Genomic DNA, 25,704 nt, shown 5'->3' on the forward strand with positions numbered 1-25,704 from the left:
CGGAGGCGAGCCGCGCCTCCAGGCCGTGACCGTGGTCGGTGGACGGCCGGCCGCCGCGACCCGCCTGTGGAGGACGGGTCGCCGCGACGGGGTCAGGCGCGGCCGGTGGCGGCGCCGTCGTCGACCGTGGGGTCGTCCGCGTCGAGGACGGGCATGCTCGGGCGGACCCGCTCGAGGGCCCAGAAGACCACGAGCCCGAGGCCACAGCCGATGAACCAGCTGTAGTTCGACAGCCACGGGAGCACGCCGAGCGCCGGCGGCAGGACCGCGCTGGCGACCGAGACGGCACCGGTGATGACGAGGGTCCAGATCGCGTTCGGGTTGAAGCCCTTCGCGTACCAGTACCGCGCCGTCGGGTCCTTCGTGTACATGTCGTCGACCGCGACCCGCTGCTTCGCGACGATGTAGTAGCCGGCGATGAGGATGCCGAACAACGGCCCGATCAGCGCGCCGAGAACACCGAGCGTGTAGAGGATCGCCTGGTCGTTGCCGTACCAGTTCCACGGGGTGAGGAGCACGGAGCCGACCGCGGCGATCATGCCGCCGGCTCGCCAGCTGATCCGCCGCGGGGCGACGTTCGAGAAGTCGAACGCGGGGCTGATGAAGTTCGCGACGATGTTGATGCCGACGGTGGCCGTGACGAAGGTCAGGCCGCCGAGCAGGATCGCGAACGGCGCACCGATCGCCTGCACGGTCTCGATCGGGTCGGTGATGAGCTTGCCGAACACCGGCACCGTGGCGCTGGCGCAGAGCACGGTCAGCACCGAGAAGAACAGGAAGTTGATCGGCAGCCCCCAGAGGTTCCCGCGCTTCACCGCGTCGAAGGACTTCGCGTAGCGCGAGAAGTCGCCGAAGTTGAGCATCGGGCCGGAGAAGTAGCTCACCACGAGGGCGATCGCCGACAGCATCACCGGGATGCTCGCACCGAACGAGAGCGGCTCGCCCGCCGAGAGCGTGAACGAGATGTTGCTGATGCCGGCCTGGCTGACGAGGTACACCGCCAGGGCGATCATCACGACGTAGACCGCGGGGCCGGCCCAGTCGATGAACTTCTTGATGGCGTCCATGCCCATCCAGAACAGTGCGCCCTGGGCGACCCAGAGGATCGCGTACGAGATCCACCCGAGCGCCGAGAGTCCGAGGAACGAGTGCTCGAGGAGCACCGCTGACGCCGGGATGAACTTCAGGAAGATGATGTTGAGCGACTGCGCGGCGAGGAAGGTCTGCACGCCGTACCAGGCCATCGCGATGAGGCCGCGGATGATCGCCGGGACGTTCGCGCCGAGGACACCGAACACCGCGCGGTTGATCACCGGGTACGGCACGCCGGTGCGCTGCGACGGCTTCGCGACGAGGTTCGCGAACACCTGCACGATGAGGATGCCGACCACCAGCGCGATGAGCACCTGCCAGCTGGCGATGCCGAGGGCGAAGAGCGACCCGGCGGTGACGTACCCGCCGACCGAGTGCACGTCGGACATCCAGAACGCGAAGATGTTGTAGCTCGTCCACGTCTGCTTCCGCAGCGGTGCGAGGTCTTCGTTGGTGAGCGCCGGGTCGTACCCGGGCTTGACGACACCGGCGCCGGCGGGGGCCGGTGTCGTGAGGGGGGCGTGGGGCGCGGCGACCGGGGCCTGGATCTCTGTAGCCATGGCGTCCTCCGAGGAGTGGGAAGGGCGAGCGGTACCCGCCTCTGGCCACGACGCTACGGAGCCTCTTCGATGCGCCCGTTTCCCCCGTGTAACGGTCGTGTGTCGGAGCAGCGGGCGTGAAACGCTCGTTCCGGCCGGCGATGTGCGCGAGGAACTTGCACAGGCTTGTGCACGATGATGGCAGGATGCAGCACAGCACCCGGTACGTGGCCATCGGCGACAGCTTCTCCGAGGGCATCGGCGACGAGGGGACCGGCGGCATCGGCGACGCCGGCGCGGTTCCGTTCCCCGGCTGGACCGGACGACTGGCGAGCGGGATGGCCGACCACCTCGGGGTGCCCGTCTCGTACGCCAACCTCGCCGTGCGCGGTCGGCTGCTGGCCGGGGTCCTCGACGAGCAGCTCGACGCCGCACTCGCCCTCGACCCCGCGCCGACGCTCATCACGTTCTGCGGCGGCGGCAACGACCTGCTCCGTCCGCGCTTCGACGTCGACCAGCTCATCGGGCGACTCGAGGCCGCGGTGACCACGGTCCTCGACCGCGGGGTCCGGATCGCCCTGCTCAGCCCGGCCGACCCGAGCGCCCGGCTCCCCCTCGGGTCGCTCATCAACCGCCGCGGCGACGCCTGGGCCGAGGCACTCGGCGACCTCGCCCGGCGGCACGGCCTGCCCTTCGTCGACGTCTCCCGCGACGACCACCTGCGCCGGGCCGAGTTCTGGTCCGAGGACCGCCTGCACATGAACGCGACCGGCCACCAGCGCGTCGCCGACCTCGCCCTGCACGCCGTCGTGGACGGCCCCGCCCCGGTGGTCCCGGCAGAGGCCCCGGCCGGGCGACGACGCTTCCGCGACGAGGCCCGCTACTACCGCGAGCACGTGCTGCCGTGGGTGGGACGCCGGGTCACCCGCCGTTCCTCCGGCGACGGCCGGACTGCGACGTTCCCGGAGTGGACGACTGCCACACCGAACGCCCCGCGTGGCTGAGCATCAGCACAGGCCCGGCGTTGCTGCGGCATGCCGCAGGGATGTCGCACCGTGCGACCCGAGCTGCGACTGCGCCCGGCGACGCTGCTAGACAACAGCAATGAGCAGGGGAATCAGGATCGACCACGTGGGCGTCACGGTGCCGGACATCGACGCAGCCACGGCGTTCTTCGAGGCGGCGTTCGACGCCGTCGTCCTGTACGACATGCGGTGCAGGACCGAGGCACCGAACGACTCCCCCGAGGCGCACCGCTACCTCGGGATCCCACGGAGCATGGCGCAGGGCGCGTTCCGGATGCTCGCGCTCCCCGAGGGGCCGGGGCTCGAGCTGTTCGAGTACCTCGGCGCCGACCAGCACGGTGCGGCACTCCCCTCGGACCTCGGGTGGCAGCACCTGGCGATCTACACCGACGACCTCGACGAGACACTCGCCCGGGTCGAGGCCGCGGGTGGCAGCCGGAACTCCGACCCCCGCGACCTCCGCGGGCTCGAGGCCGGCGAGGGCAACCGCTTCGTCTACACCCGCACGCCGTGGGGGTCGACGCTCGAGCTCGTCAGCTACCCGACCCCGCAGCCGTACCTGTTGCAGGCGCCCCGGGCTAAGTGGGCGCCGTGGCCGACCACGGCGGACGCCGTCCGCAGCGCCGGCAGCACGGTCCCCGTCAGCTGACGACCCCGATCGGCGCCGGTCAGCGGTCGGCGCCGGTCAGCGGTCGGCGCCGGTCAGCGATCGGCGCCGGTCAGCCACGCGCGGGTCGGTCGCCCGTGCAGGGCGTGCGGGAACACCGGCCCGACCGGACGGAACCCGGCGCTCCGGTAGAGCGCGAGCGCGGGCTCGTTGTCCTCGAGCGCGTGCAGCAGACACCGCTGGTGGCCGGCGCGTCCGGCCTCGGCGACGGCCGCGCGGAGCAGGGAGCGGCCGAGCCCTCGCCCCTGCGCGCGCGGGTCGACGGCGAGGAGCGACAGGTAGGCCGCATCGACCGGGTCGTCGGGCATGCCGGTCCCCGGCGCGGTCACCAGGGCGAACCCGACGAGCGCGGCGTCGCTCGCCTCGGACGCCGCCGCCACGACCAGCGCGACCCGCTCCGCGGCGAACTTCGCGCGCGCCCGGGACCGCACGGCGTCCGACTCCGGGACGCCGTCGCGCGTCGCGACCGCCGCCGTCCAGAGGTCGACGCACGCCTCGGCCTCGCCCTGGGTCGCGGCACGCACGACGCAGGAGGAACCGATCACCCGTCCACCCTACGACGGTCACCTCCGTCAGACGGTTCTGTCAGGATCGGCGGAACGGCGACACCACTGAGTGAAGGGGGTCTGCTCATGACCGCACACCGCACCACCGCCCTGGTCCTCGGGGCCGCTGCACTCATCGTCGGCATCACCGGCTGCGCCACCACGTCCGGCCAGGCTGCACCGATCCCGGCGCCCACGGGCGCGACCGCGTCCGCCGCCTCGGCCACGCCGACACCGGCATCCACTCCGACACCGGCATCGACACCGGCCCCGTCGGGGACCGCGACGCCAGGAGGCCCGTCGACCTGGGTCTTCGGCGCCTCGTCGTTCGGGCCCGTCACGCTCGGCGCCACCGACGCCGGCACGGTCCTGCCCGCCGCGGGCTTCGCTCGGCAGCCCGCCACCGACTGCGTCAGCTCCTACGAGTGGACGTCACCGGGCCTGACGGCGTCGAGCGGGAACGGCTACCGCATCCTCGTCGCCGCTGACGACTCCGGCCCCGGCGTCCGGTACGTGCGCGTCGCCGGCCAGGCCGAGGACGCCGGCGCGTTCTCCTCGCCAGCGTTGACGACCACGGGCATCGCGCTCGGGTCGACCGCCGACGAGGTCCGCGCCGCCTACCCGGGCCTCGTCAAGACGGTCGACACGTGGGAGCCGTCGGGCGGCGGGTACCGCGAGTACGTGTCCCCCACGGCCGACGGCCACTGGCTGCACTTCGACACGACGGGCGGCGACGCCGCCCACGACGTCGTGACGACCGTCGTCATCAACGACACGAAGTCGGTCACGCAGGCCGTCTGCCCGAACTGAGGGGCTGCGACGTCGCCGCGCTCCGTCGTGCAGATCATCGCGCGTCCCTACAATAGGCATACGTTTCAAGCGTTGCGGGGCCGTGTCCGCGAGTCACGCCGGCCCGGAGGCGCGGTGCGGGCCCGCCCCGCGCCTCCAGACCGGCACCCGGTCACGTCACGGGCGCGCGAGCGCCCGCCGCACAACCGAACGCACCCGGAACCGCAGGTTCGCGCGGTTCGGACGGACTTCGGTTGTGCGAACGTCCGCACGGACTGACGGACTGACGGACTGACGGACTGCCGGACTGCCGGACGGGAGGCGCGGTGTGGGGCCGCCCCGCGCCTCCAGGCCGGCACCCGGTCGCGCACGCGCCCGCGCGCCGCACAACGGAACGCACCCGGAACCGCAGGTTCGCGCGGCGCGGACGAACTTCGGTTGTGCGAACGTCCGCACGGGCTGCCGGACTTCCGGACTGCCGGACTGGAGGCGCGGTGCGGAGCCGACCCGCGCCTCCACGCCGGCACCCGGTCACGTCACGGGCGGACGGTCGCCTCGCGCGCGGCGGCCTCGGCCGCGACCCACGCGAGCATGCCGCACTTCACGCGCATCACGAACTTGGAGACCCCGTGGAAGGCGACCAGGTCCTCGAGGACGTCCTCGTCGGGGTCGCCGGCGCCGCGGGACCGCATCATCGTGCGGAACTCCTCGGTGAGCGTCTGCAGCTCCGACACCGTGCGTCCGACGGCCATGTCGGTGAGGACCGACGCGGACGCCATCGAGATCGAGCAGCCGTCGCCCTGCCAGGCGAGTGCCGCGATGCGGTCGGTCCCCGGTTCGAGCCGCAGCCGGACGGTGATCTCGTCGCCGCAGGTCGGGTTCCGCTCGAAGTGCGAGGCATCGGCGTCGGGCAGTTCGCCGTCGCCGTGCCGGGCCTTGGCGTGGTCGAGGATGACCTGCTGGTAGAGCGAGTCGAGGCCGTTCACGAGGCCGCTCCGAAGTAGCCGCGGATCTCGCCGACCGCGACGAGGAAGCGGTCGACGTCCTGCTCGGTCGTGTACACGTAAGTGCTGGCACGACTCGTCGCCGTCAGCCCGAGCCGGCGGTGCAGGGGTTGCGCGCAATGGTGGCCGGAGCGCACGGCGATGCCCTGCGCGTCGAGGTACTGCGAGACGTCGTGCGCGTGCACGCCGTCGACGTCGAACGACACCAGACCGGACCGGGGCACCCCGGCGGGCGGGCCGACCGGACGGATCCCGGGGATCGCCGCGAGGCCGTCGAGCAGGCGCTGGGCGAGGTGCTCCTCGTGCGCGCGCACCCGCTCCATGCCGATGCCCTGCAGGTAGCGCACCGCCTCGGCGAGCGCGACGGCCTGGGACACCGGCTGCGTCCCCGCCTCGAACCGCTCGGGCGCGGGCATGAACTCGCTGTGCTCCATCGTCACGGTGGTGATCATCGAGCCGCCGGTGCGGAACGGGGGCAGGGCGTCGAGCAGCTCCTGCCGTCCCCAGAGCACGCCGATGCCGTTCGGTCCGAGCATCTTGTGGCCCGAGAACGCGGCGAAGTCGACGCCGAGCTCCTGCACGTCGAGCGGCCGGTGCGGAGCGGACTGGCAGGCGTCGAGGACGACGAGGGCACCGTTCGCGTGGGCCGCGGCGACGACCGCCGAGACCGGCGCGATCATCCCGGTGACGTTCGACACGTGCGCGAACGCGACGACCTTCGTGCGCTCGGAGACCAGGGCGACGGCGTCCGCGGCGGTCCAGGTGCCGTCGTCGGCGACCGGGACCCAGCGGAGCGTCGCACCGGTGAGGGCGGCGAGTTCCTGCCACGGGACGAGGTCGGCGTGGTGCTCGGCCTCGGTGACGAGGACCTCGTCCCCCGGGCCGATGCGGAAGCGCGCGGCGGGGGCGCCCCCGCGGCCGCGGCTGGCGTTCGCGATGCCGTACGCGACCAGGTTGAGGGCGTCGGTCGCGTTCGACGTCCAGACGACCTCGGTCGGGGCTGCTGCGCCGATGAAGCCGGCGACGGTGGCGCGGGCGTCCTCGTAGGCGTCGGTGCTCAGCGCGGCGAGGGTGTGCGCACCGCGGTGGACGGCGGCGTTGTCGCGCTCGAGGAACCGGCGCTCGGCGTCGAGCACCTGCCGGGGTCGTTGGGCGGTCGCCCCGGAGTCGAGGTAGGCGAGGGGGAACCCGTTCACCTCCTGCTGGAGGATCGGGAAGTCCTGTTTGATCGCCTCGACCTCGGACTCGGTGAGCGGTTGGTTCGGCGCCACGACAGTCACCTCACAATCGTGGTCCGTCGGCGGCCCGGCGTCCAGTCGGCCGGCACCTGCTCACGGCGAACGGCCCCGGACGACGTCGTCCGGGGCCGTTCACGTCGTGCTGGTCGTCCTGTGCTGGTCGTGCTGCGCTGGTCGTGCGCTACTGGTTGCCGACCTGCTTGTCGGCGGCGTCACGCGCGCCGTCGATCTTGTCGTCGAACTTGCCGCCGGTCGCCTTCTTCACGGCGTCCGCGACGCCGTCGAGGACCTTGTCGCTGACCCCCTCGGCCTTTTCGCTCTTCAGGGCGTCCTGGACCTTGCCGTCCTTCAGGAACTCCTGCGCCTTCTTCGTGATGTCGTCGAACCCCGCCATCGCCTGCTCCTCGCGTCGTGCGGAGCCCGTCGCTCCGTCGTGGAGCCGATGGTAGGCCGATCAGACCATCTGTGCGCTGCGGCGTCGCGCGAGGACGTACCCGACCGCGACCGCGCCGGACACCGCCAGGAGCGCCGGGATGAGGATGTCCGTGCCCTCCTGCGTGAACTCGACCACGAGCACGAGGGCGGTGAAGGGCGCCCGCATCGTCGTCGCGAGGAACGCGGCGGCGCCGATGAACGCGAAGGCGGTCAGGCTCTGCGAGTCGGTCGGCCAGAGCAGCAGCCAGAGCCCGCCGAGCCCACCGCCGACGGCCGAACCGATCGCGATGGACGGCGTGAGGGTGCCGCCGACCGCACCGGCACCGATCGTCGCCGAGGTCGTGATGGTGCGGATCACGCCGAGGACCAGCAGGAGCACGATCGGCGTCAGGCCGGCCACGGTGCCGTCGTCGAGCGAGGCGTTCATCGCCACCAGGCCGAGCGCCCGCCCGTTGCCGAGGATCTCCGGGAACGGCACCGCGATGAGGCCGACCATCGCGAACACGACGGGGAGCACCACGAGCAGGTGCCACCCCTTCGGCGCGATGCCCTGCAGCCGGTTCGTCAGCTTCACGAACCCCACGCCGGCGAAGCCGAGCACCGGGCCGACGACCACGGCCCAGACGAGCAGGGACGGCGAGAGGTGCGTCGTCGGCACGTGGTAGAGCACCTCGTCCGGGATCACCAGGCGCGCGACGAAGGCCGCGACGGCGCTCGTCGCGAACGCCGGCAGCGCGGTGGCGAAGCTGATCTCGCCGAGCAGCACCTCGACCGCGAAGAGCGCGCCGCCGAGCGGGACGTCGTACACGGCGGCGAGACCGGCGGCCGCACCGCACGCGACGAGGATCTTCGTCTCGCGGGCGGTCAGGCCGGCCCGGGCGGTGACGAGCTGGGACAGCCAGGCTCCGACCTCGCGCGGCGCCACCTCCTTGCCGATCGAGGCGCCGAGTCCGACGGCGAGGATCTGCACGCCGGCGTTGGCGACCGTCGCGAGCGCGGGCATCCGCTTGCCACCCACAGCCGCGGGCACCGAGACGATCGGCCGACCCCACCGGCGGAGCGCCCACCAGGCGAACCCGGTCAGGACGCCGGCGGCGACGAGCGCGAGGAAGCGGTTCAGGGGCGAGGGGGCGTCCGCCGCCTCGAGGTGCCCGCCGAACGGGTACCCGAACGCGACGAACTGGATGAGCTGCAGCGCGAGCCAGACGGCGATGCCGGCGATGCCCCCGGCGATCCCCACGAGTGCGGTGATGACGGCGAGCTTGAGCGCCCAGACGGGGGTCGCGTGTCCGGAGCGCGGCATGTCGAAAACCCTAGCGGCTCCGATCACCGGCACCGGGCCTCCCGTTCGTCCCACCTGCCGTCAGACGGCCGTCAGGCGGAACGGCACCACGCAGTCCGCCGGTACGAGGGGCGGCTGCAGGCCGACCGTGCCGAGCACGCGGCCGCCGAACACGCGGTCCCCTGCCCACCAGTCCGGCGCCTCGATGCCCTCGCCCGCGCCGACCAGGACGGGGTCGACGCGGTACACGGCGTCCGGGTCGAGGTCACGGAACCGGATCCGTCCGGTGCCGGAGACCTCGGACCGGCCCGTGCTCACGAAGAAGAACACCGCGTCGCGGGCGTCGGGCGCGACGGTGCCGTACACCAGCCGGGTGTCGTCGACCTCGTCCATCCGCACGAGGTCGCCGCCGTGCAGCAGTCCGCGCCACGCCACGTGCAGCGCGATCCACTGCCGCAGCGCCGACTCCTCGTCGGGCGTGGCCTGCGCGAGGTCCCACTCGATGCCGAAGTGCCCGACGATCGCCGTGCCGGCGCGGAACGCCAGGTCGTGCACCCGGCCCGTCGTGTGGTTCCGCCCGCTCGCGACGTGGGCGCCGAGCAGCTCCGGCGGCAGGAGCTGCTGGGTCCACCGGTGCATCTGCTGCCGTTCGAGCGGGTCGATGTCGTCCGACACCCAGACCCGGTCGGTGTGCTCGAGGACCCCGAGGTCCACGCGGGCGCCGCCGGACGAGCACGACTCGATCTCGAGCGCCGGGAACCGCTCCTTGAGCGTCGCCAGCAACCGGTACGCGGCGAGGGTCTGCTCGTGCACCGCCGCGCCGCCGCCGGGGTGACCGGCCTCGACCAGGTCGCGGTTGTGGTCCCACTTGACGTACTCGATCCCGTACTCGCCGATGATCGCCGTCATCCGCTCGAGCAGGTACGCGAACGCCTCGGGGACCGCCAGGTCGAGGACCTGCTGGTGCCGGGACCGCACGGGCAGCCGACCGTCCGCCTGCAGGATCCACTCCGGGTGGGCCCGCGCAAGGTCGCTGTCCTCGTTGACCATCTCCGGCTCGAACCACAGGCCGAACTCCATGCCGAGCGCACGCACGCGGTCGACGAGCGGGCCGAGGCCGTCCGGCCAGACGTCCTCGTCGACGTACCAGTCGCCGAGCCCGGCGTGGTCGTCGCGGCGGCCCCGGAACCAGCCGTCGTCGAGGACGTAGCGCTCGACCCCGAGCCGTGCGGCCCGCTCGGCGAGGTCGGTCAGGCGCGCCAGGTCGTGGTCGAAGTAGACGGCCTCCCAGACGTTGATCGTCACCGGGCGCGGTCGCGTCGGGTGCTGCGGACGGCTGCGGACCCACCGGTGGAAGCGCCGGGCCTGGTCGTCGAGCCCGTCGCCGTACGCCGCGTAGAGCCACGGCCCGGCGTAGGTGTCGCCGGTGGCCAGCCGGACCTCCCCCGGCAGGAGCAGCTCGCCGCCGCCGACGACCTGCCGACCGGTCGCCAGGCGTTCGGCGACGTGCCGGTGGTTGCCGCTCCAGGCGGTGTGCACGCCCCACACCTCGCCGCGGGCGAAACCGAACCCGGGCGTGCCGACGCTGAGCACCGTGGCGGCGTCGGCCCCGGTGCGGCCCTTCCGGCCCTCGCGTTCGTGGGTGCCGACGACGAGTTCCCGGCGCTGCGGGGTGCGCTCCTTGCCCCATCGACCGGCGAAGTCGAGGATCTCGCGCGCGTGGGACGGCACCGGCAGGACGAGCGTGAGGTCGTCGACCGTGTACACGCCCGCCCCGGTGTTCGTGACGGCGGCACGGGTCCGGACGAGCCCGGAGACGAGCATCTCGACGGTCAGCGTGAGGGCGAGCCCGGCGGTGGCGGCGACGGCGTGGACGGTGACCGAACCCGCGCCCGCGCCCGGCCGCACGTCCACCGCAGTCACCGTGAACGCCGGGGACCAGTCGCGGCCGTCCCGGTGCCCGGCGAGCCCCGGTCGCCCGGTCCACCCGCGGTGCGGCTCGGGCAGGATCGCCAACCGCACCGGCACGTCCACCTCGTTGTTCGCGACCGGTGCGACGTCGGCCTCGGCGAGCGCCGCGAGCGCTTGGTCGTCGAGTGGTCCGAGCGCCGCGCCCCAGTGCACCACGGCGGGCAGGGCGCGGTCACGGCAGTCGAGCACCAGGGAGACTCCCCCGGCTTGCAGGTGGACGAAGTCGTTCGTGGTCACGGACCGAGTCTCCCTCAGAACCAGCGCTTGACCTTGAACACCACCCAGAGCACCGCCGCGAACACCACCATCGCCACGATCGCCAGCGGGTACCCGAGGGGCCACTGCAACTCGGGCATGTGCGTGAAGTTCATGCCGTAGATCGCCGCGACGAGCGTCGGGGCGAACAGGATCGCCGCCCAGCCGGAGATCTTCTTCGTGTCGTCGTTCTGCTTCTGCGCCGCCAGAGTCGAGTCGACCGTCAGTGCGTTCTGCAGCAGCTGCCGGAACGTGTCCAGACGCTCGACGGTCCGGATGGCGTGGTCGAGGACGTCGCGGAACCGTCGCTGCATCTCCACCGGCAGGTGGTATTTCTCGGCGCCGCGGTGCAGGTTCTCGATGATGTGGATGAGCGGTCGGGCGGCACGCTGGAAGTCGACGACCTCGCCGAAGAGCTCGTAGATGCGCCGGGAGACCCCCGCCTCGCCCGCGAAGAGCTGGTCCTCGATCTGGTTGATGTCCTCCTCGAGGCCGTCGATGACCGGCACGTAGCCGTCCACGATCGTGTCCATCAGCGCCCAGAGCTGCGCCTGCGGGCCGACCGTCACGAGCCCGGGCTTGCCGCTCATCCGCTGCAGGGCTCGCGGCACGGTCTGCGCTCCGCGGGGATCGGCCTTGACGACCACGAGGAAGAAGCTCTCCCCGACGAAGGCGTGAACCTCGCCGAACTCGACCTCCTCGGCACGGTCGTTGTAGAGCGCCGGCTTCAGCACGACGAAGAGCGTCGAGCCGTAGCGCTCGAGCTTCGGTCGCTGGTGCCCCTCGGCGGAGTCCTCGACCGCCAGCTCGTGCAGGCCGAGGGCGACCGCCACGTCGCCGAGTTCCTCGGCGTCGGGCTGGTGCAGCACGATGCACGCGCTGGCGCCCTGGTCCTCCAGCATCCGGAAGGTGTCGTCGAGCGAGGGACTCGGGATCGGGGCGATCCGGTCGACGTAGACGGTGTTCAGCTCGACGGTCACGCCACCACCGTACGCAGGGTGCGCGGTTTCCGGCCTGGAGGCGCGTGGCGGCGCCGCCACGCGCCTCCAGGCCGTCCCCCGGCTGGCTGGACGTGCGCTGCGCGCCGGTGGTGACCACGCGCCTACCGTGCAGGTCATCAGCATGCTGACGAAAGGGACTGACATGAAGAGGATCTGGAAGCGGATCGCCGTCGCGGTGAGTGCCGTCGTCGCGGTCGTCGGCGCGTTCGTGGGCTCCGGTGCTGCCGGGGGCACCCCGATCCAGGACGCCGCCGGCGGGGCGCTGTCGGCGTCCTCGACCGCGATCGCGCCGGACGGCCCGGCGTTCTCGATCTGGAGCGTCGTCTACGTGGGGCTGCTGGCGTACGCCGTCCGCCAGTGCTTCCGCACCGCCGACGACGACCGCCACGCGCGCCTCGCCGTGCCGGTCGTGCTCTCGCTGCTCCTCAACGCCGCGTGGATCCTGTCCGTGCAGTTCGGGTTCCTGTGGCTGAGCGAACCGATCATCGTGGCGCTGCTCGCGGTGCTGGTCTGGGTCTTCGTGATCCTGCGCCGCACCCGACCGTCCGGCATCGTGGCGGCGATCGTCACCGACGGGACCTTCGGCCTGTACCTCGGCTGGGTCTGCGTCGCGACGGCGGCCAACACGGCGGCGGTCCTGACGGCGGCGGGCTTCCGGGGCTTCGGCCTCGGGCAGGACGTCTGGGGCGTGCTCGTCGCCGCGGTGGCCGGGCTCGTCGGGGTGCTGCTCGCCGTGTGGGGCCGCGGGCGCCTGGCGCCGACCGCCGCGCTCGCGTGGGGGTTGGCGTGGGTGGCGGTCGCGCGGCTCGACGGGCCGCTCGTATCGACGCCGACGGCCGTGGCGGCGGTGGTCGCGGCGGCTGCTGCGGTCGTCGTGACGCTCGTGGTGCGGGCGCGCGTCGGGTGGGTCGCCGGGCGTGCGGGGCGCGGCGCCTCCGTGCTGCCGAAGCGACAGATGTCCTGACAGCCGCTCGCCCCGAGCCGCGAGCCGCGAGTCTCGCCCGGCGCCCGGCGCGACCGGAGTTTCGCCCTGAGCGACACTTCTCGGGGTCGTGGCCGCGTGAAGTGTCGCTCAGCCCGAATGTCGGCGGGCCCGGCGGCGGCCGGCGGCGCCGGCGGCGCTCAGCGCCCCGCGGCCACCAGCCCGTGCGCCGCGGCGACGGCCTCGTTCACGACCTGGCCCGCGTGCACGTTCACCCCGAGCGCCAGGGCCGGGTCCGCCGCCGTCGCGGCCTCCCACCCGCGGTCGGCGATCGCCACGGCGTAGGGCAGCGTCGCGTTCGTGAGCGAGATCGTCGAGGTGCGCGGCACCGCCCCGGGCATGTTCGCCACGCAGTAGTACACCGAGTCGTGCACCGCGAAGGTCGGGTCGTCGTGGGTGGTCGGGTGCGAGCCCTCGAAGCAGCCGCCCTGGTCGATCGCGATGTCGACGAGCACCGACCCCGGCTGCATGTCCGCGACCATGGCGTCGGTGACGAGCTTCGGCGCCGAGGCCCCCGGGATGAGCACCGACCCGATCACGAGATCGGCGTCCCGCAGTGCCTCGGCGATGGCGTGCGCCGACGACCGCAGCGTCGTGATCCGCCCGTCGAACCGGGCGTCGAGTGCCCGGAGCCGCGGCAGGCTGATGTCGAACACGGTGACCTCGGCACCGAGCCCGAGCGCCATGGTGGCGGCGTGCTCACCCGCGACCCCGCCGCCGATCACGACGACGCGGCCCTTGGGCGCCCCGGGGACCCCGCCGAGCAGGAGCCCGCGGCCGCCGTGCACGCGCATGAGGTGGTGCGCGCCGACCTGCGCGGAGAGCCGTCCGGCGATCTCGGACATCGGCGAGAGCAGCGGCAGCGAGCGGTCCGGCAGCTGCACCGTCTCGTAGGCGATCGCGGTCGCGCCGGACGCGATGAGCGCGTCGGTCAGGGGCCGGTCGGCTGCCAGGTGCAGGTAGGTGAAGAGGACCTGTCCGGGGCGGATCGAGGCGTACTCGGACGCCACCGGCTCCTTCACCTTCATGACCATCTCGGCGCGCTCCCAGACCTCGGCCGCTGTCGGCACGATGGTCGCCCCCGCGGCGGCGTACTCGGCGTCCGGGAAGGACGAGCCCTCGCCCGCTCCGGCCTGCACGAGGACCTGGTGGCCGTGCAGCGCCAGCTCGGCGACGCCGGCCGGGGTGGCCGCCACGCGGTACTCGTTGTTCTTGATCTCGGTGGGGACGCCGATGCGCATCGCAGACTCCTTCGTGGGTGGTGCTCTCGTCCACACCATTCAGCGCCGGATTCGTTGCGGGGACGTTACAGCCGAACATCCGGACGACGCACGGCACATCCGTGCGATGAGATTCGGTGGTCGGCCGCTCAGAAGACCTTGCCCGGGTTGAGGATCCCCGCCGGGTCGAACACCCGCCGGATGCCACGCTGCAGCTCGAGCACGTCGTCGCCGAGCTCGTCGCCGATCCACCGCCGCTTGAGCACGCCGACGCCGTGCTCCCCGGTGAGGGTCCCGCCGAGCTCGATCGCCGCACGGAACATCGCGTCCGCCGCCTGCCACACGTGCGGCGGGACCTCGTCGCCCGCGAACACGAAGTTCGGGTGCAGGTTGCCGTCGCCCGCGTGGGCCACGGTCGGGATCGCGACCCCGTACTCCTGACCGATCGCCTCGACCCGGGCGAACATCTCGGCGAGCCGACTGCGCGGCACGGCGACGTCCTCGATGAGCACCCGGCCCCGTGCCTCCATGGCCGGGTGGAACGACCGACGGATGGTGAGCAGGCGCTCGCGTTCCGCCGCCGAGCCGGCCAGGTGGACGGTGCCGCCCTCGGACTGGAGGCGCGGCGCGGCTCCCAGCGCCGCCTCCGTCGCGCCCGGGCCGTCGTACTCGACGAGCAGGAACACCTGGCCCGCCGCAGTGCTCCCCACGGTCTGGGCGATGACGTCCGGCCCGAGGTAGGCGGCGATGCCCTCGAGCGCGGCGGCGTCGAGGAGTTCGACCGTCGACGGCCGGTCGGCTCCGGTGACGACGAGCGCCGCGGCCCGGGCGGCCGACTCGACGGACGGGAAGACGGCGCCGAGCGTGGCCGGCTCGCCCGCGGGGATCGGCACGAGCCGGACCGTCGCGCCGACGATCACACCGAGGGTGCCCTCCGAACCGACGAGCAGCGCCGTCAGGTCGAGCCCGGTCACGCCCTTGACGGTGCGGTGGCCCGTGGAGATCAGCCGACCGTCGGCGAGCACCACGTCGAGCCCGAGCACGGCCTCGCGCGTCACCCCGTACTTCACGCAGCGGAGTCCGCCGGCGTTCGTGGCGATGTTGCCGCCGACGCTCGCGATCGCCGCGCTCGCGGGGTCCGGCGCGAACCGCAGGCCGAACTCGGCGACCGCGGCGTTGAGGTCGCCGTTGAGCACCCCGGGTTCGACGATCGCGAACTCGTCCTCGGTCGAGACGCCGACGATGCGGTCCATCCGGGCGACGCTGAGCACGACGGTGCCCTCGGTGCCGTTCGCGCCGCCGGCGAGTCCGGTGCCGGCGCCCCGCGGCACGACCGGTACGCGCAGCTCGGTGCAGGTGCGGAGGGTGGCCTGGACGTGCTCGACCGTCCGGGACTCGACGACGGCGACGGGCCCGCCGGGTGCGGTCCAGCCGGACTTGTCGGTCCGTGCTGCGTCGAGCACGGACGGGTCGGTCAGGACGAGCGTGCCGTCCTGGTCGTCGAGGGCGGACCGGAGGGCGGTGACGACGGTGTCCATGCCGCCACGCTACCGAGCACCGCCGTCAGCGCGAGCGCAGCGACTCGCTCGGCAGCTCGCCGAAGCGTGCACGGTAGGTGGCCGAGAAGCGTCCGAGGTGCCCGAAGCCCCACGCCCGGGCGACGTCCGCGACCGAGGTGTCGTCGCGGTCACCGCGGACCAGGTCGGCCCGGGCACCGTCGAGCCGCACGCCGCGCAGCAGCTCGCCCGGCGTCTGGTCGAGATGGCGGCGGAGGGACTGCTGCAGCCCGCGCGGACTGAGGCCCGCGGCCGCCGCGATCTCCGGCGTGCCGATCGGCTCGCGCGCGTGCTCGTGCACGAACTCGAGCGCCCGCCGCAGCCGCTCGTGCTCGGGGCCGCCGCCGGCCACCGTCGACCGCCAGCGGTTGCGCTCCGGGAAGGCCGCGATCGCCGCGGTGGCGAACGCCTCGGCGATGTCGCGCTGGATCGTCGGGGTCATCTCGGTGTCGACGTCGAGCCAGGTCGACGCGTACCCGTGGACGACGGACTGCCAGGTGCGCATCCCCTCGGCGGTGGGCCGCCGGAGCGCGTCGAACGCGAAGTCGTCGTCGCCCGAGACGGAGCGGACGAAGTCGCGGTCGAGGTGCACCAGGTTCAGGGCGATGTCGCGGTGGTGCAGCTCGTACGTGTCGGCGAAGGGCAGGACCACCGGGACGCCGGGCTCGAGGTGGACCGATTCGCCGGCGTGGGTGATCGTGCTCGTGCCGCCGCGCATCCAGACGACCAGGAACTCGTCGTCGACCCGGCTGTCGGTCTGCAGGTCGACGAGGAACCGGGACGACCGGAGCGACATCCGGCCGTCGCCCACGCCCGCGAAGTCCCAGTGCGACTGTGCACGGGTGCGGCGGACACGGGGCGAACGGAAGTCGTAGTCGCCGCCGAAGAAGGTCAGTGCCTGGTCGACGTCGCTGCCGACGAGGCGTCGGAAGTACCGCTCGTCGGTCCGGGTCTCGCTCGTGGGCAACATGCACCAGAACGTACGCGGCACCACCGACAAACTAGGTCGGATCGTGACTCAGGGTTGGAGGATCGCCTGTCCGACGCTCTCGTCGAGGATGAGGTCCGTGACCAGTCCGGCGGCCAGCGCCCCGCGGAGCGACGCCGCCTTGGAACGGCCCGCGACGACGCACACCCGGCGCGGTGCGCGCTTGATCGTGTCGAGGTCCGGAGCTCCCGCACGGGCGTTCACGCTGATGTCCTTCCACGACCCGTCGGCGCGGTAGAACACGGTCGACACGTCGCCGACGACCTTCGCCTTCGTGAGCTCGTCGCGGTCCTCGGGGTCGAGGTAGCCGCCCGAGTAGACGTGCGAGGGGACCGGGGCCTGCGGCGCGCCGACACCGAACACGACGAGGTCCATCCGCTCGTGCAGGTCGAGCACGCGGCGGATCGAGCGCTCCCGGAACAGGGCCTCCTTCGTCGCCGGGTCGTCGAAGAAGGCGGGCACCGGGAACTGTTGCACGAACGCGCCGTACGCCTCGCCGAACCGGCGGAGGATCTCGGACGCGTAGACGATGCCCGTGGTGCGGGTGTTCGCGGCGCCGTTGATCTGCACGACGGTGGAGCCGTGCGTGGTCTTCGGCACGAGGTACCGGCTGACGGCGCTGACGGTCGACCCCCACGAGATGCCGATCACCATGTTCGACTCGACGTACTGCGTCAGGATGCGCGCGGCGGACAGCGCCACCCGTTCGAGCCGGTCGACGTCGCTCGTGTGGTCCGGCACCGGTACGACGTGCGCGTGCACCCCGAAGCGCGAGCGGATGCTCCGGCTGAGCGCGGCGGCCTGGTCGAGGGGCGAGCGGATCTGGATGTCGACGAGCCCGGTGTCCCTGGCGTACTTGAGCAGGCGGGACACCGACGAGCGCGAGGTGCCGAGTTCGTCGGCGATCGCGTCCATCGTCAGGTCCTGCAGGTAGTACAGGTGGGCGGCGCGCAGCGCCTGCTGCGTGCGCATGGGCTGAGCCGCATCGCTCATCGTGCTCCGATCGGTAGAACGCAACCATGCACGGACGTGCACGGCCTCTGCAACCCCTGTCGCGCCTCCAGACCCGCTCTGGAGCCCGTGCGACACGTGTGCTGCACGTTCGTGCACGCGAGTTGCCCGGCCTCTCACGGGAGGCGCACGATCGGTGTCGAACACAACGAACCGATCAAGGAAGCGACGCAGCAGATGTCGAAGAAGACGCAGCCCCGGAACACGGTGAACGCGCTCACGGAGCGCCCGAACGCACAGGTCCTCGTCGTGGGTGGCGGCATCAACGGCATCGCCACCTTCCGCGACCTCGCCCTGCAGGGCGTGGACGTCGCCCTCGTCGAGCGCGGCGACTACGCCTCGGGCGCCTCCGCCGCCTCGAGCCACATGATCCACGGCGGGATCCGCTACCTCGAGAACGGCGAGTTCCGACTCGTCCGCGAGAGCGTGCAGGAGCGCAACGGCCTGATCCGCATCGCCCCGCACTACGTCAAGCCGCTGCAGACCACGATGCCGATCTTCTCCACGTTCTCCGGCATCATGAACGCGCCGCTGCGGATGCTCACGCACAAGCAGCGCTCCACGAAGGAGCGCGGCGCGATGCTCATCAAGATCGGCATGACGATCTACGACTCCTTCTCGCGTGACGGCGGCTCCGTCCCGAAGCACGTCTTCCGCACCAAGAAGGCCGCGCTCGAGGACATGCCGGCGCTCAACAAGGACCTCAAGTACACGGGCACCTACTACGACGCCTCGGTGCACGAGCCCGAGCGGCTCGCGCTCGACGTGCTCAAGGACGGCCTCGCCGCGGGAGGCGACAAGGCACGCGCAGTCAACTACGTCGAGGCCGCGGGCACCCGCGACGGCGGCGTGGTGCTGCGCGACCGCGAGACCGGCGACGAGTTCGTCTTCACGGCGGACGTCGTCATCAACGCCTCCGGCCCCTGGACCGACCTGACGAACGGCGCGTTCGGCGGCGAGACGAAGTTCATGGGCGGCACGAAGGGCTCCCACATCGTCGTCGACAACCCCGAGCTCCTCGAGGCGACGAAGGGCCGCGAGCTGTTCTTCGAGAACAACGACGGCCGCATCGTCCTCATCTACCCGCTCAAGGGCCGGGTGCTCATCGGCACGACCGACATCGACGCCGACCCGTCGAAGCCGGTCACCACGACCGACGAGGAGATCGACTACTTCTTCGGGCTCGTCAAGCACGTGTTCCCGCAGATCGACGTCACGCGCGACCACATCGTCTACAGCTACTCCGGCATCCGCCCGCTCCCCCGCCACGAGGACACCGCCCCCGGCTTCGTGTCGCGTGACTACCGGATCGTGGACACCCCGATCGCCGGACTGCCGAAGTCGACCGTGCTGTCGCTCGTCGGTGGCAAGTGGACGACGTTCCGTGCCCTCGCCGCACACCTCTCCACGGAGGCCACCACGAAGCTCGGGATGGCCCGCAAGGTCGACACCACCGGCATGCCGATCGGCGGTGGCAAGGAGTACCCGACCACCGACGCGCAGCGTGCGCTGTGGATCAAGTCGCACCGTGACGGCCTCGACGAGTCGATCGTCGACGGGCTGCTCGAGCGCTACGGCACCCGTGCCGCCGAGGTCGTGGACGTCCTGGTGGACGGCCCGGTCGAGGCGCTCGAGTCCGAGCCGACCCTCACCCGAGCCGAGGTCGCGTACTTCGCCCGCCACGAGCAGGCCGTGCACCTGGTCGACGTGGTGCTGCGTCGCACGAACCTCGCGTTCGTCGGCGGGGTCACGATCGACCTGCTCGACGAGCTCGCCGACGTGATGGCCGAGACCCTCGGCTGGACGCCGGAGGAGCGCGCGGACGAGGTCCAGCGCACCCTCGACGTCCTGCGCGAGTCGCACGGGGTCATCGTGCCGCTGACGGCATCGGCTCCGGCGTCCGCGTCGCAGCCCGCGTAGTCGACGCGACGACACGACGGACGGGAGGCACGGTGCCAGCTGGCACCGTGCCTCCCGTCCGTCCGTGGTCGCGTCGACCGCCTCAGTAGCGTTCGCCCGTCGGGTCCGGCGCCGTCCGGTCGATGAGCTCCTCGCCACCGACGGGCTCGCCTTCCCAGTCGACCAGGCGCCAGCCGTCGGCGAACGAGCCCTCGAGCTCGACGATCCCGGTGTTCTCGAGGTGCCGCTGCGTGCCGAAGTGGTCCGGCGTGTTGTGCGCGGCCGCACTCGCCCACGTCCGGATCGCTGCGCCGTGGCTGACGGCCGCCGCGACGTCGACGCCGGTGGCCTCGATCTGCCGGACCGCTTCGTCGTAGCGCGCGAAGAACTCCTCGCCGCTCTCGGCTCCGGGCATCCGGGTGCTGCGGTCGCCGCCCGACCAGCCGTGCACCGTCGAGATGTACATCTGCACGGACACCCGGTCACTCTTGCCCTGGGTGTCGCCGGCCTCGATCTCGCGGAGGCCGGGCAGCACCACCGGCTCGAGCCCGAGCGCGGCGGCGAGCGGTGCCGCGGTGACCTGCGTCCGGACCATCGTCGAGGTGAAGAGCCGCTCGATCCCCCGGTCCGCGAGGGCCTCGGGGAGCGCGTCGGCCTGCCGCTGCCCGAGCTCCGTCAGGCCCGGCCCGGGCACCTCGGCGTCGAGGACGCCGTTCACGTTCGCAGGGGTCTGGCCGTGGCGGATGAGCAGCAGTCGCATGGATCCACCCTACGGACCACCGCCGACGTCACCCCGGTGTGCGTCGACGCGAAACGACAGCGGCGACGTCGTACGACCACGACGGTGTCGTTCTTCGCGGGGCGCGACGCACCGCGAAGGCAACGAACGACGAGGCCGATGTCGTACGACGACGACCTCGTCGTTCCGAGTCGAGCAACCCGCAGCGCCCCGCAGCGCCCCGGCACCCCCGCGTCAGCGCGCCGGCACGGCCCGCGTCAGCGCGCCGGCACGGCCTCGGCATCGGCGGCGTCGCGCGCGGCCTCGGTCACGGCGTCCTGCGCGGCGAACGGCAGGTCCCCGAGGTCGAGGTGCGGGTTCGTGTCCTGCGTGAGCACGAGCTCGCGGGCCTCGTCCTCGGTCTCCACCGCGGGCATCGACCCGGGCAGCGGACGCTTCGAGGACTCCTTCATGCAGAAGACCCCGATCGCGCCGACGACGCTCATCGCCATCAGGAAGTACGCCGGCGCGAGGTCGTCGCCCGTCGCGGTCAGCAGCGCCTGCACGATGAGGGGCGTCGTCCCGCCGAACACCGCGATCGCGATGTTGTACGCGAACCCCATCCCGCCGTACCGCGTCGACGTCGGGAAGAGCGCGGGCAGCGACGCAGCCTGGTTCGACACCCACAGCGCCGTCATCAGCGCGAGCAGGCCGAGTCCGGCGAGCGTCGACCACTGCTCGCCGTGGCCGATGAGCAGGAACGCGGGCACGACGAGCACGACGGTGGTGGCGGCCCCGATCCACATCACGACCCGTCGGCCGAGGCGGTCGGAGAGCTTGCCGGTGAGCGGGAGCATCAGCGCGAGCAGGACGAGGACGGGGATCGTCAGCAGCGTGCCGTCGAGCGCGGAGTACCCGAGCGCGTCAGTGAGGTACGTCGGCATGTACGAGGTGAGCGCGTAACCGACGGTGTTCGACGCGGCGACGAGCATCACGGCGATGACGATCGGGCGCCAGTGGTCGCGGACCATGACGAACACGTTCGCGGGACGCTCGCCGGAGAGCGTCACCCGCGTGGAGGTCGCTGCCTCCTGCGCGGCCTGGGTGGCCTGGAACACCGGGGACTCCTCGATGCGCAGGCGGAACCAGATCGCGACGACGCCGATGACCCCGGCGGCGAGGAACGGGAAGCGCCAGCCGTAGGCCGTCATCGCCTCCTCGCCCAGGGTGATCTGCAGCACGGAGACGACGGTGGCGCCGAGCGCGAAGCCGAGGTAGCTGCCGAAGTCCAGGATGCTCGCGAAGAACCCGCGGCGACGGTCCGGGGCGTACTCGGTGACGAACGTCGTCGCCCCGGCGTACTCACCGCCGGTCGAGAAGCCCTGCGCGAGCTTCAGCACGACCAGGACGATCGGTGCGAACACCCCGATCGTGGCGTAGGCGGGCAGCGCTCCGATCAGGAACGTCGACGCCGCCATCATGATGAGCGTCGTCGCGAGGACCTTCTGGCGGCCGATGCGGTCACCGAGCCGTCCGAACACGATGCCGCCGAGCGGACGGGCGACGTAGGTCGCGGCGAAGACACCGAGACTGAACAGGATCTGCACCGCGGGTTCGGCGGTGGGGAGGAAGACCTTCCCCATCGTGACGGCGAGGTAGCCGTACACGCCGACGTCGTACCACTCCATGGTGTTGCCGACGACCATGCCGCTGACGGCTCGGCGCATCATGCTCTTGTCGACCACGGTGACGTCGCTCTCGCGCAGTCGTCGGTGCGGTCGGGTGTGGGTACTGCTGGGATCGGAACCCATGCATCTCTCCTCGGTGGATCGGCGGGCCGACGGGTACCGGCCCGGGAACAGCGAGCGACGTTACCGAGCAACCGAAATGTCATTGGCCGGTGATTCTCAGGGAACGGCGTGTCACCCGGACGGGGGTCATGCCCGATCCGCTTCCCCGCGCGGAAGCGGCGCGACGGTAACGAGGTCATAACATCGGCACCATGGCGATCGAACCCGAGACGAAGAACTGGACGTGGGTCATCGAGGCCGCGTGCCCCGAGTGCGGCTACGACGGCAGCACGGTGACCATCGGCGACGTGCCGGGCATCATCGAGGCGAACGCCGCCGCGTGGCCCGCGGTGCTCGGCCGCGACGACGTGCACGAGCGTCCGGACGACCACACATGGTCACCGCTGGAGTACGGCGCACACGTGCGTGACGTGCACCGGAAGATGGCGGAACGGCTCGCGCTCATGCTCGCCGAGGACGCCCCGACGTTCCCGAACTGGGACCAGGACGCCACCGCGGTCGAGGACCGCTACGGCGAACAGGACCCGGCGACGGTCGCCCGGGAGCTCGGCGAGGCGGCGCACCGCGCGGCGCGGGCGTTCGACGACGTCCACCCCGACCAGCTCGAGCGCACCGGCCTCCGGTCCGACGGCAGCGCCTTCACGGTCGCGACCCTCGCCACCTACTACGCGCACGACCCGGTGCACCACCTGTGGGACGTGCGGCGGACGCACTAGACGTCCCCATCTTCGGGCCTGGAGGCGCGGGGCGGGCCCGCCCCGCGCCTCCAGGCCGACGGCGGGAACCGCTCAGGCGAGCGCGTCCAGCAGGGCGCGCGCGGTCGCGGCATCCGTGACCAGCTCGTTCACGAGCCCGGCACGGACCGCACCGATGATGCTCGGGACCTTCGCGGCGCCGACCGCGACCCCGACGGCGTGCGGCACGTCGGCGAGCAGCGCGCGCGAGGTCCGCACCATCCGATCGCTGCCGGGGAACTCAATCGCGGAGCCGTCGGCGGCGTAGAAGTTGAGGCAGACGTCACCGGCTGCCTGGTCGAACGCGGCATCCTCGACGGGGACCCCGCGGGCGAGGGCATCCCGGGTCGGGGTCGGCGCACCGATGCCGAGGATCGCTCCCTTGGCTCGCGACCACAGGCCGACGACGTGCTGGAACGCCGGGTCCTCGTCGAGCGAGGAGCGCATCGCCGGCGAGGGCAGCGCCTGCGCGAAGAGGAACGCCGGGATCGCTCCCGAGTGCTCGGCGGCGGTCCGGGTGATCTCGTTCGTCTGGAACCACGGCATCGGGTCGGCCTGCCCGCCCACGGTGGGGACGAGCTGGACGCCGGCGAGCGGGGGCATGCCGGAGCGTGCGACGTCGTGGACGGTGCGCCCCGACGACATCAGGACGGCGTCGCCCGGCACCAGGGCCATCCCCTCGAGAGCGGCCGCGACCGGTGCGGCGAGGTCGGCGCCGAGCGTGGCGGCGTGCGTCACGGCGGCGAGGTGCACGGCACGGAGCCCGAGCACGACCTGCAACCGTTCGGCGAGTGCGACGGTCTCGTCCTGGAACGGGTCGACGACCTCGATGCGGACGAGTCCGGCTTTCCGGGCCTCGGCGACGAGCCGGCTGACGGTCGGACGGGAGACCCCGAGCCGCGCGGCGATCTCGACCTGCGTGGCGTCCTCGAGGTAGTACATCCGCGCCGCCTGGTACACGGTGTCCAGGGGGAAACGGGTCCGGGCAGCCTCCGTGCCGGCAGCGGTCTCGGAGGACATGGAGCGGGACCCTTCGGTTCGTTTCGGGGTTCGTCCGGAGGCGCGCTCGGAGGCTCGTTCGGACACCGTGATCGTAGTCCGGGCGACCATCGGAAATGCTGTTCTGGACGGATGTTCAGCGGTGTACCCTCGTCGGTGGAGCCGCTGACCGCGGCAGAACCGGAAGGTGGAACGCATGACGTACCGTCTCGTGATCGGGTCCGACGACGCCGGGTTCGACTACAAGGAGATCATCAAGGCCGACCTGGCCGACGACCCGCGGGTGTCCTCGGTCACCGACGTCGGGGTCGACGCCGACGGCCACACCGCGTACCCGCACATCGCCGTGGACGCCGCCCGGCTCGTGGCGAACGGCGAGGCCGACCGCGCGATCCTCATCTGCGGCACCGGGCTCGGCGTCGCGATCAGCGCGAACAAGGTCCCGGGCATCCGTGCCGTCACCGCGCACGACTCGTACTCCGTGGAGCGCTCGGTCCTGTCGAACGACGCGCAGGTGCTCTGCATGGGCCAGCGCGTCATCGGCGTCGAGCTCGCCCGTCGGCTCGCGAAGGAGTGGCTCGGCTACGAGTTCGACACGTCGAGCGCCAGTGCCGAGAAGGTCGCCGCGATCTGCAGCTACGACGGTTCGGCTCCGGCCGGGGTCGACGCCCAGGTCTAGCGGGTTCATCCCCGCGGACCGGCGGATCATCCTCGCGGCGGACGCCGGTCGGGTCGAGCAGGAGCGATCGTTGCAGGAACGGCGACGCCCAGCCTCCTGTCGGGGGCCGGACGTACCGTTCTCCCGACTCCGATGCTCCACCGAGGGGAAACCGATGAAGAAGTCAGCCTGGCTGCCAGCAGTCATCGCTCCGGTCGTCGTCGCCGGCGCCGTCGCCGCGCCGATGATCGCGAACGCCGCGAACGACCCGATCGCGGGGACGAACCCGAGCGCCGCCGACGTCATCGCCAGCATCGCGAAGTCCTCCGACGCGCAGTACTCCGGCAAGCTCGTGCAGACGAGCGACCTCGGGCTCCCCGAGCTCCCGACCGGGTCCGGCGGGTCCTCGCTCGAGGGTGACGCCTCGGACGTCCTCGGCCTCCTGACCTCGTCGCACACCGCCCGGCTCTACGTGGACGGCGCCGACAAGCAGCGCGTCCAGCTGACGCAGCAGCTCGCCGAACAGGACCTCGTCCGCAACGGCTCCGACGTCTGGACCTGGGACTCGAAGGAGCGGACGGCCACGCACGTCACCCTGCCGAAGGACGCCGCGACGCCGCAGGACGGCACGACCACCCCGGCCGAGATCGCGAAGCAGGCCGTCGACGGCATCACGCCCACCACGACGGTCTCGAAGCCGACCGAGGTCCGTGTCGCCGGGCACGACGCCTGGCAGATCACGCTGACGCCGAAGTCCTCCGGCACGCTCGTCGGAGCCGTGCGCCTGGCGGTCGACCAGCAGACCGGGCTCCCGCTCCGCGCCGTGGTCGAGGCGAAGGGCCAGGACGACCCCGCCGTGCAGGTCGGGTTCACGAGCCTGTCCTACGGCGCCCCGGCCGCGCGGCTGTTCGACTTCACGCCGCCGTCGGGCGCGAAGGTCGAGACGAAGGACCTCTCGGACGCCGGCAGCCACGGGACGGGCGACGCCGGCAGCCACGCGAAGGGCGACGCCGACCACCACCGGACCGACGGCAAGCGTGTCGCCGGCGACGAGCCGACGTTCACCGGGAAGGGCTGGGCCACCATCGCCGAGCTCCCCGCGGGCACGGTCGACCAGTCCTCGCTCGGTGACGACGCCGCCGGCCTGCTCGGCCAGGTGACGAAGGCGGTCGACGGCGGTCGCGCGGTCCAGACCTCGCTCGTGTCGGTCTACCTCACGGACGACGGCCGCGTCCTGGCGGGCGCCGTGCCGGTGTCCGCCCTGGTCGCCGCCGCGAAGTGAGCG

Annotated in this window: 23 protein-coding genes; 8 read left to right on the forward strand and 15 right to left on the reverse strand. The window is 72.2% G+C overall.

What is annotated here, in order from left to right; all coding sequences use genetic code 11:
• Positions 1 to 92: 92 nt before the first annotated feature.
• Positions 93 to 1,652: an NCS1 family nucleobase:cation symporter-1 gene (locus EDF64_RS04615; protein ID WP_133518881.1), complete on the reverse strand. Its 1,560-nt coding sequence runs from the start codon at positions 1,650 to 1,652 to the stop codon at positions 93 to 95.
• 185 nt (positions 1,653 to 1,837) lie between these two features.
• Here EDF64_RS04615 and EDF64_RS04620 point away from each other — a divergent pair, with 185 nt between their 5' ends.
• Together EDF64_RS04620 and EDF64_RS04625 are read left to right on the forward strand one after the other, a co-directional pair.
• Positions 1,838 to 2,635 carry an SGNH/GDSL hydrolase family protein gene (locus tag EDF64_RS04620; protein WP_133518882.1) on the forward strand — a complete coding sequence of 266 codons (798 nt, stop codon included), beginning with the start codon at positions 1,838 to 1,840 and terminating at the stop codon, positions 2,633 to 2,635.
• A 100-nt stretch (positions 2,636 to 2,735) separates the two neighbouring features.
• Positions 2,736 to 3,305, forward strand: coding sequence for a VOC family protein (locus EDF64_RS04625; RefSeq protein WP_133518883.1), 570 nt, complete (start codon positions 2,736 to 2,738; stop codon positions 3,303 to 3,305).
• Between the two features lie 53 nt (positions 3,306 to 3,358).
• Here the strand turns inward: EDF64_RS04625 and EDF64_RS04630 are convergent, their stop codons facing one another.
• Entirely contained in the window at positions 3,359 to 3,868 is a 510-nt protein-coding gene (locus EDF64_RS04630) for a GNAT family N-acetyltransferase (protein ID WP_133518884.1), read from the reverse strand.
• 87 nt (positions 3,869 to 3,955) lie between these two features.
• Between EDF64_RS04630 and EDF64_RS04635 the strand changes: the two genes are divergently transcribed.
• Positions 3,956 to 4,678 (forward strand): hypothetical protein, encoded by a 723-nt coding sequence (locus tag EDF64_RS04635; RefSeq protein ID WP_133518885.1) that lies wholly within the window; start codon positions 3,956 to 3,958, stop codon positions 4,676 to 4,678.
• Between the two features lie 515 nt (positions 4,679 to 5,193).
• On the opposite strand, the gene sufU is transcribed toward EDF64_RS04635, so the two are convergent.
• The 6 genes from sufU to EDF64_RS04665 all read right to left on the reverse strand — a co-directional run bounded on the left by sufU (position 5,194) and on the right by EDF64_RS04665 (position 11,822).
• Entirely contained in the window at positions 5,194 to 5,643 is a 450-nt protein-coding gene (sufU, locus tag EDF64_RS04640) for a Fe-S cluster assembly sulfur transfer protein SufU (RefSeq protein WP_133518886.1), read from the reverse strand.
• Positions 5,640 to 6,932, reverse strand: a complete 1,293-nt coding sequence (locus tag EDF64_RS04645; RefSeq protein WP_133518887.1) for a SufS family cysteine desulfurase — start codon at positions 6,930 to 6,932, stop codon at positions 5,640 to 5,642. Before EDF64_RS04645 ends, sufU begins: the two co-directional genes overlap by 4 nt.
• A gap of 148 nt (positions 6,933 to 7,080) precedes the next feature.
• Entirely contained in the window at positions 7,081 to 7,293 is a 213-nt protein-coding gene (locus tag EDF64_RS04650; RefSeq protein WP_133518888.1) for an Rv0909 family putative TA system antitoxin, read from the reverse strand.
• 60 nt (positions 7,294 to 7,353) lie between these two features.
• Positions 7,354 to 8,637, reverse strand: coding sequence for a chloride channel protein (locus tag EDF64_RS04655; protein ID WP_133518889.1), 1,284 nt, complete (start codon positions 8,635 to 8,637; stop codon positions 7,354 to 7,356).
• Positions 8,638 to 8,697: 60 nt separating this feature from the next.
• Positions 8,698 to 10,824 carry an alpha-galactosidase gene (locus EDF64_RS04660; RefSeq protein WP_133518890.1) on the reverse strand — a complete coding sequence of 709 codons (2,127 nt, stop codon included), beginning with the start codon at positions 10,822 to 10,824 and terminating at the stop codon, positions 8,698 to 8,700.
• Between the two features lie 14 nt (positions 10,825 to 10,838).
• Entirely contained in the window at positions 10,839 to 11,822 is a 984-nt protein-coding gene (locus EDF64_RS04665) for a magnesium and cobalt transport protein CorA (RefSeq protein WP_133518891.1), read from the reverse strand.
• 163 nt (positions 11,823 to 11,985) lie between these two features.
• On the opposite strand from EDF64_RS04665, the gene EDF64_RS04670 reads away from it, so the two are divergent.
• Positions 11,986 to 12,807, forward strand: coding sequence for a tryptophan-rich sensory protein (locus EDF64_RS04670; protein ID WP_133518892.1), 822 nt, complete (start codon positions 11,986 to 11,988; stop codon positions 12,805 to 12,807).
• A gap of 158 nt (positions 12,808 to 12,965) precedes the next feature.
• Here the strand turns inward: EDF64_RS04670 and ald are convergent, their stop codons facing one another.
• The 4 genes from ald to EDF64_RS04690 form a co-directional block, all read right to left on the reverse strand.
• Positions 12,966 to 14,066 (reverse strand): alanine dehydrogenase, encoded by a 1,101-nt coding sequence (gene ald, locus EDF64_RS04675; RefSeq protein ID WP_133518893.1) that lies wholly within the window; start codon positions 14,064 to 14,066, stop codon positions 12,966 to 12,968.
• 128 nt (positions 14,067 to 14,194) lie between these two features.
• Positions 14,195 to 15,583 (reverse strand): FAD-binding oxidoreductase, encoded by a 1,389-nt coding sequence (locus EDF64_RS04680; protein ID WP_133518894.1) that lies wholly within the window; start codon positions 15,581 to 15,583, stop codon positions 14,195 to 14,197.
• Between the two features lie 25 nt (positions 15,584 to 15,608).
• Entirely contained in the window at positions 15,609 to 16,571 is a 963-nt protein-coding gene (locus EDF64_RS04685) for an AraC family transcriptional regulator (protein WP_133518895.1), read from the reverse strand.
• A 48-nt stretch (positions 16,572 to 16,619) separates the two neighbouring features.
• Positions 16,620 to 17,561 (reverse strand): sugar-binding transcriptional regulator, encoded by a 942-nt coding sequence (locus tag EDF64_RS04690; RefSeq protein ID WP_133518955.1) that lies wholly within the window; start codon positions 17,559 to 17,561, stop codon positions 16,620 to 16,622.
• 216 nt (positions 17,562 to 17,777) lie between these two features.
• Here EDF64_RS04690 and EDF64_RS04695 point away from each other — a divergent pair, with 216 nt between their 5' ends.
• The gene (locus EDF64_RS04695) at positions 17,778 to 19,520 is read left to right on the forward strand and encodes a glycerol-3-phosphate dehydrogenase/oxidase (RefSeq protein WP_133518896.1); all 1,743 of its coding nucleotides are present in this window, start codon (positions 17,778 to 17,780) and stop codon (positions 19,518 to 19,520) included.
• An 82-nt stretch (positions 19,521 to 19,602) separates the two neighbouring features.
• Here EDF64_RS04695 and EDF64_RS04700 read toward each other — a convergent pair whose 3' ends face one another.
• Entirely contained in the window at positions 19,603 to 20,259 is a 657-nt protein-coding gene (locus tag EDF64_RS04700) for a histidine phosphatase family protein (RefSeq protein WP_133518897.1), read from the reverse strand.
• 236 nt (positions 20,260 to 20,495) lie between these two features.
• Entirely contained in the window at positions 20,496 to 22,028 is a 1,533-nt protein-coding gene (locus EDF64_RS04705; protein ID WP_133518898.1) for an MFS transporter, read from the reverse strand.
• Positions 22,029 to 22,219: 191 nt separating this feature from the next.
• Between EDF64_RS04705 and EDF64_RS04710 the strand changes: the two genes are divergently transcribed.
• The gene (locus EDF64_RS04710) at positions 22,220 to 22,744 is read left to right on the forward strand and encodes a DinB family protein (RefSeq protein WP_133518899.1); all 525 of its coding nucleotides are present in this window, start codon (positions 22,220 to 22,222) and stop codon (positions 22,742 to 22,744) included.
• Positions 22,745 to 22,816: 72 nt separating this feature from the next.
• On the opposite strand, the gene EDF64_RS04715 is transcribed toward EDF64_RS04710, so the two are convergent.
• Positions 22,817 to 23,782 (reverse strand): sugar-binding transcriptional regulator, encoded by a 966-nt coding sequence (locus tag EDF64_RS04715; RefSeq protein ID WP_133518900.1) that lies wholly within the window; start codon positions 23,780 to 23,782, stop codon positions 22,817 to 22,819.
• 175 nt (positions 23,783 to 23,957) lie between these two features.
• On the opposite strand from EDF64_RS04715, the gene EDF64_RS04720 reads away from it, so the two are divergent.
• On the forward strand, positions 23,958 to 24,440 hold the full coding sequence (locus EDF64_RS04720) for a ribose-5-phosphate isomerase (RefSeq protein ID WP_133518901.1): 483 nt from the start codon (positions 23,958 to 23,960) through the stop codon (positions 24,438 to 24,440).
• A 154-nt stretch (positions 24,441 to 24,594) separates the two neighbouring features.
• Entirely contained in the window at positions 24,595 to 25,701 is a 1,107-nt protein-coding gene (locus EDF64_RS04725) for a LolA family protein (RefSeq protein ID WP_133518902.1), read from the forward strand.
• The last annotated feature ends 3 nt before the right edge of the window (positions 25,702 to 25,704 follow it).

Origin of the sequence: Curtobacterium flaccumfaciens, from assembly GCF_004361695.1 — a bacterium.
GTDB classification, from domain to species: domain Bacteria; phylum Actinomycetota; class Actinomycetes; order Actinomycetales; family Microbacteriaceae; genus Curtobacterium; species Curtobacterium flaccumfaciens_B.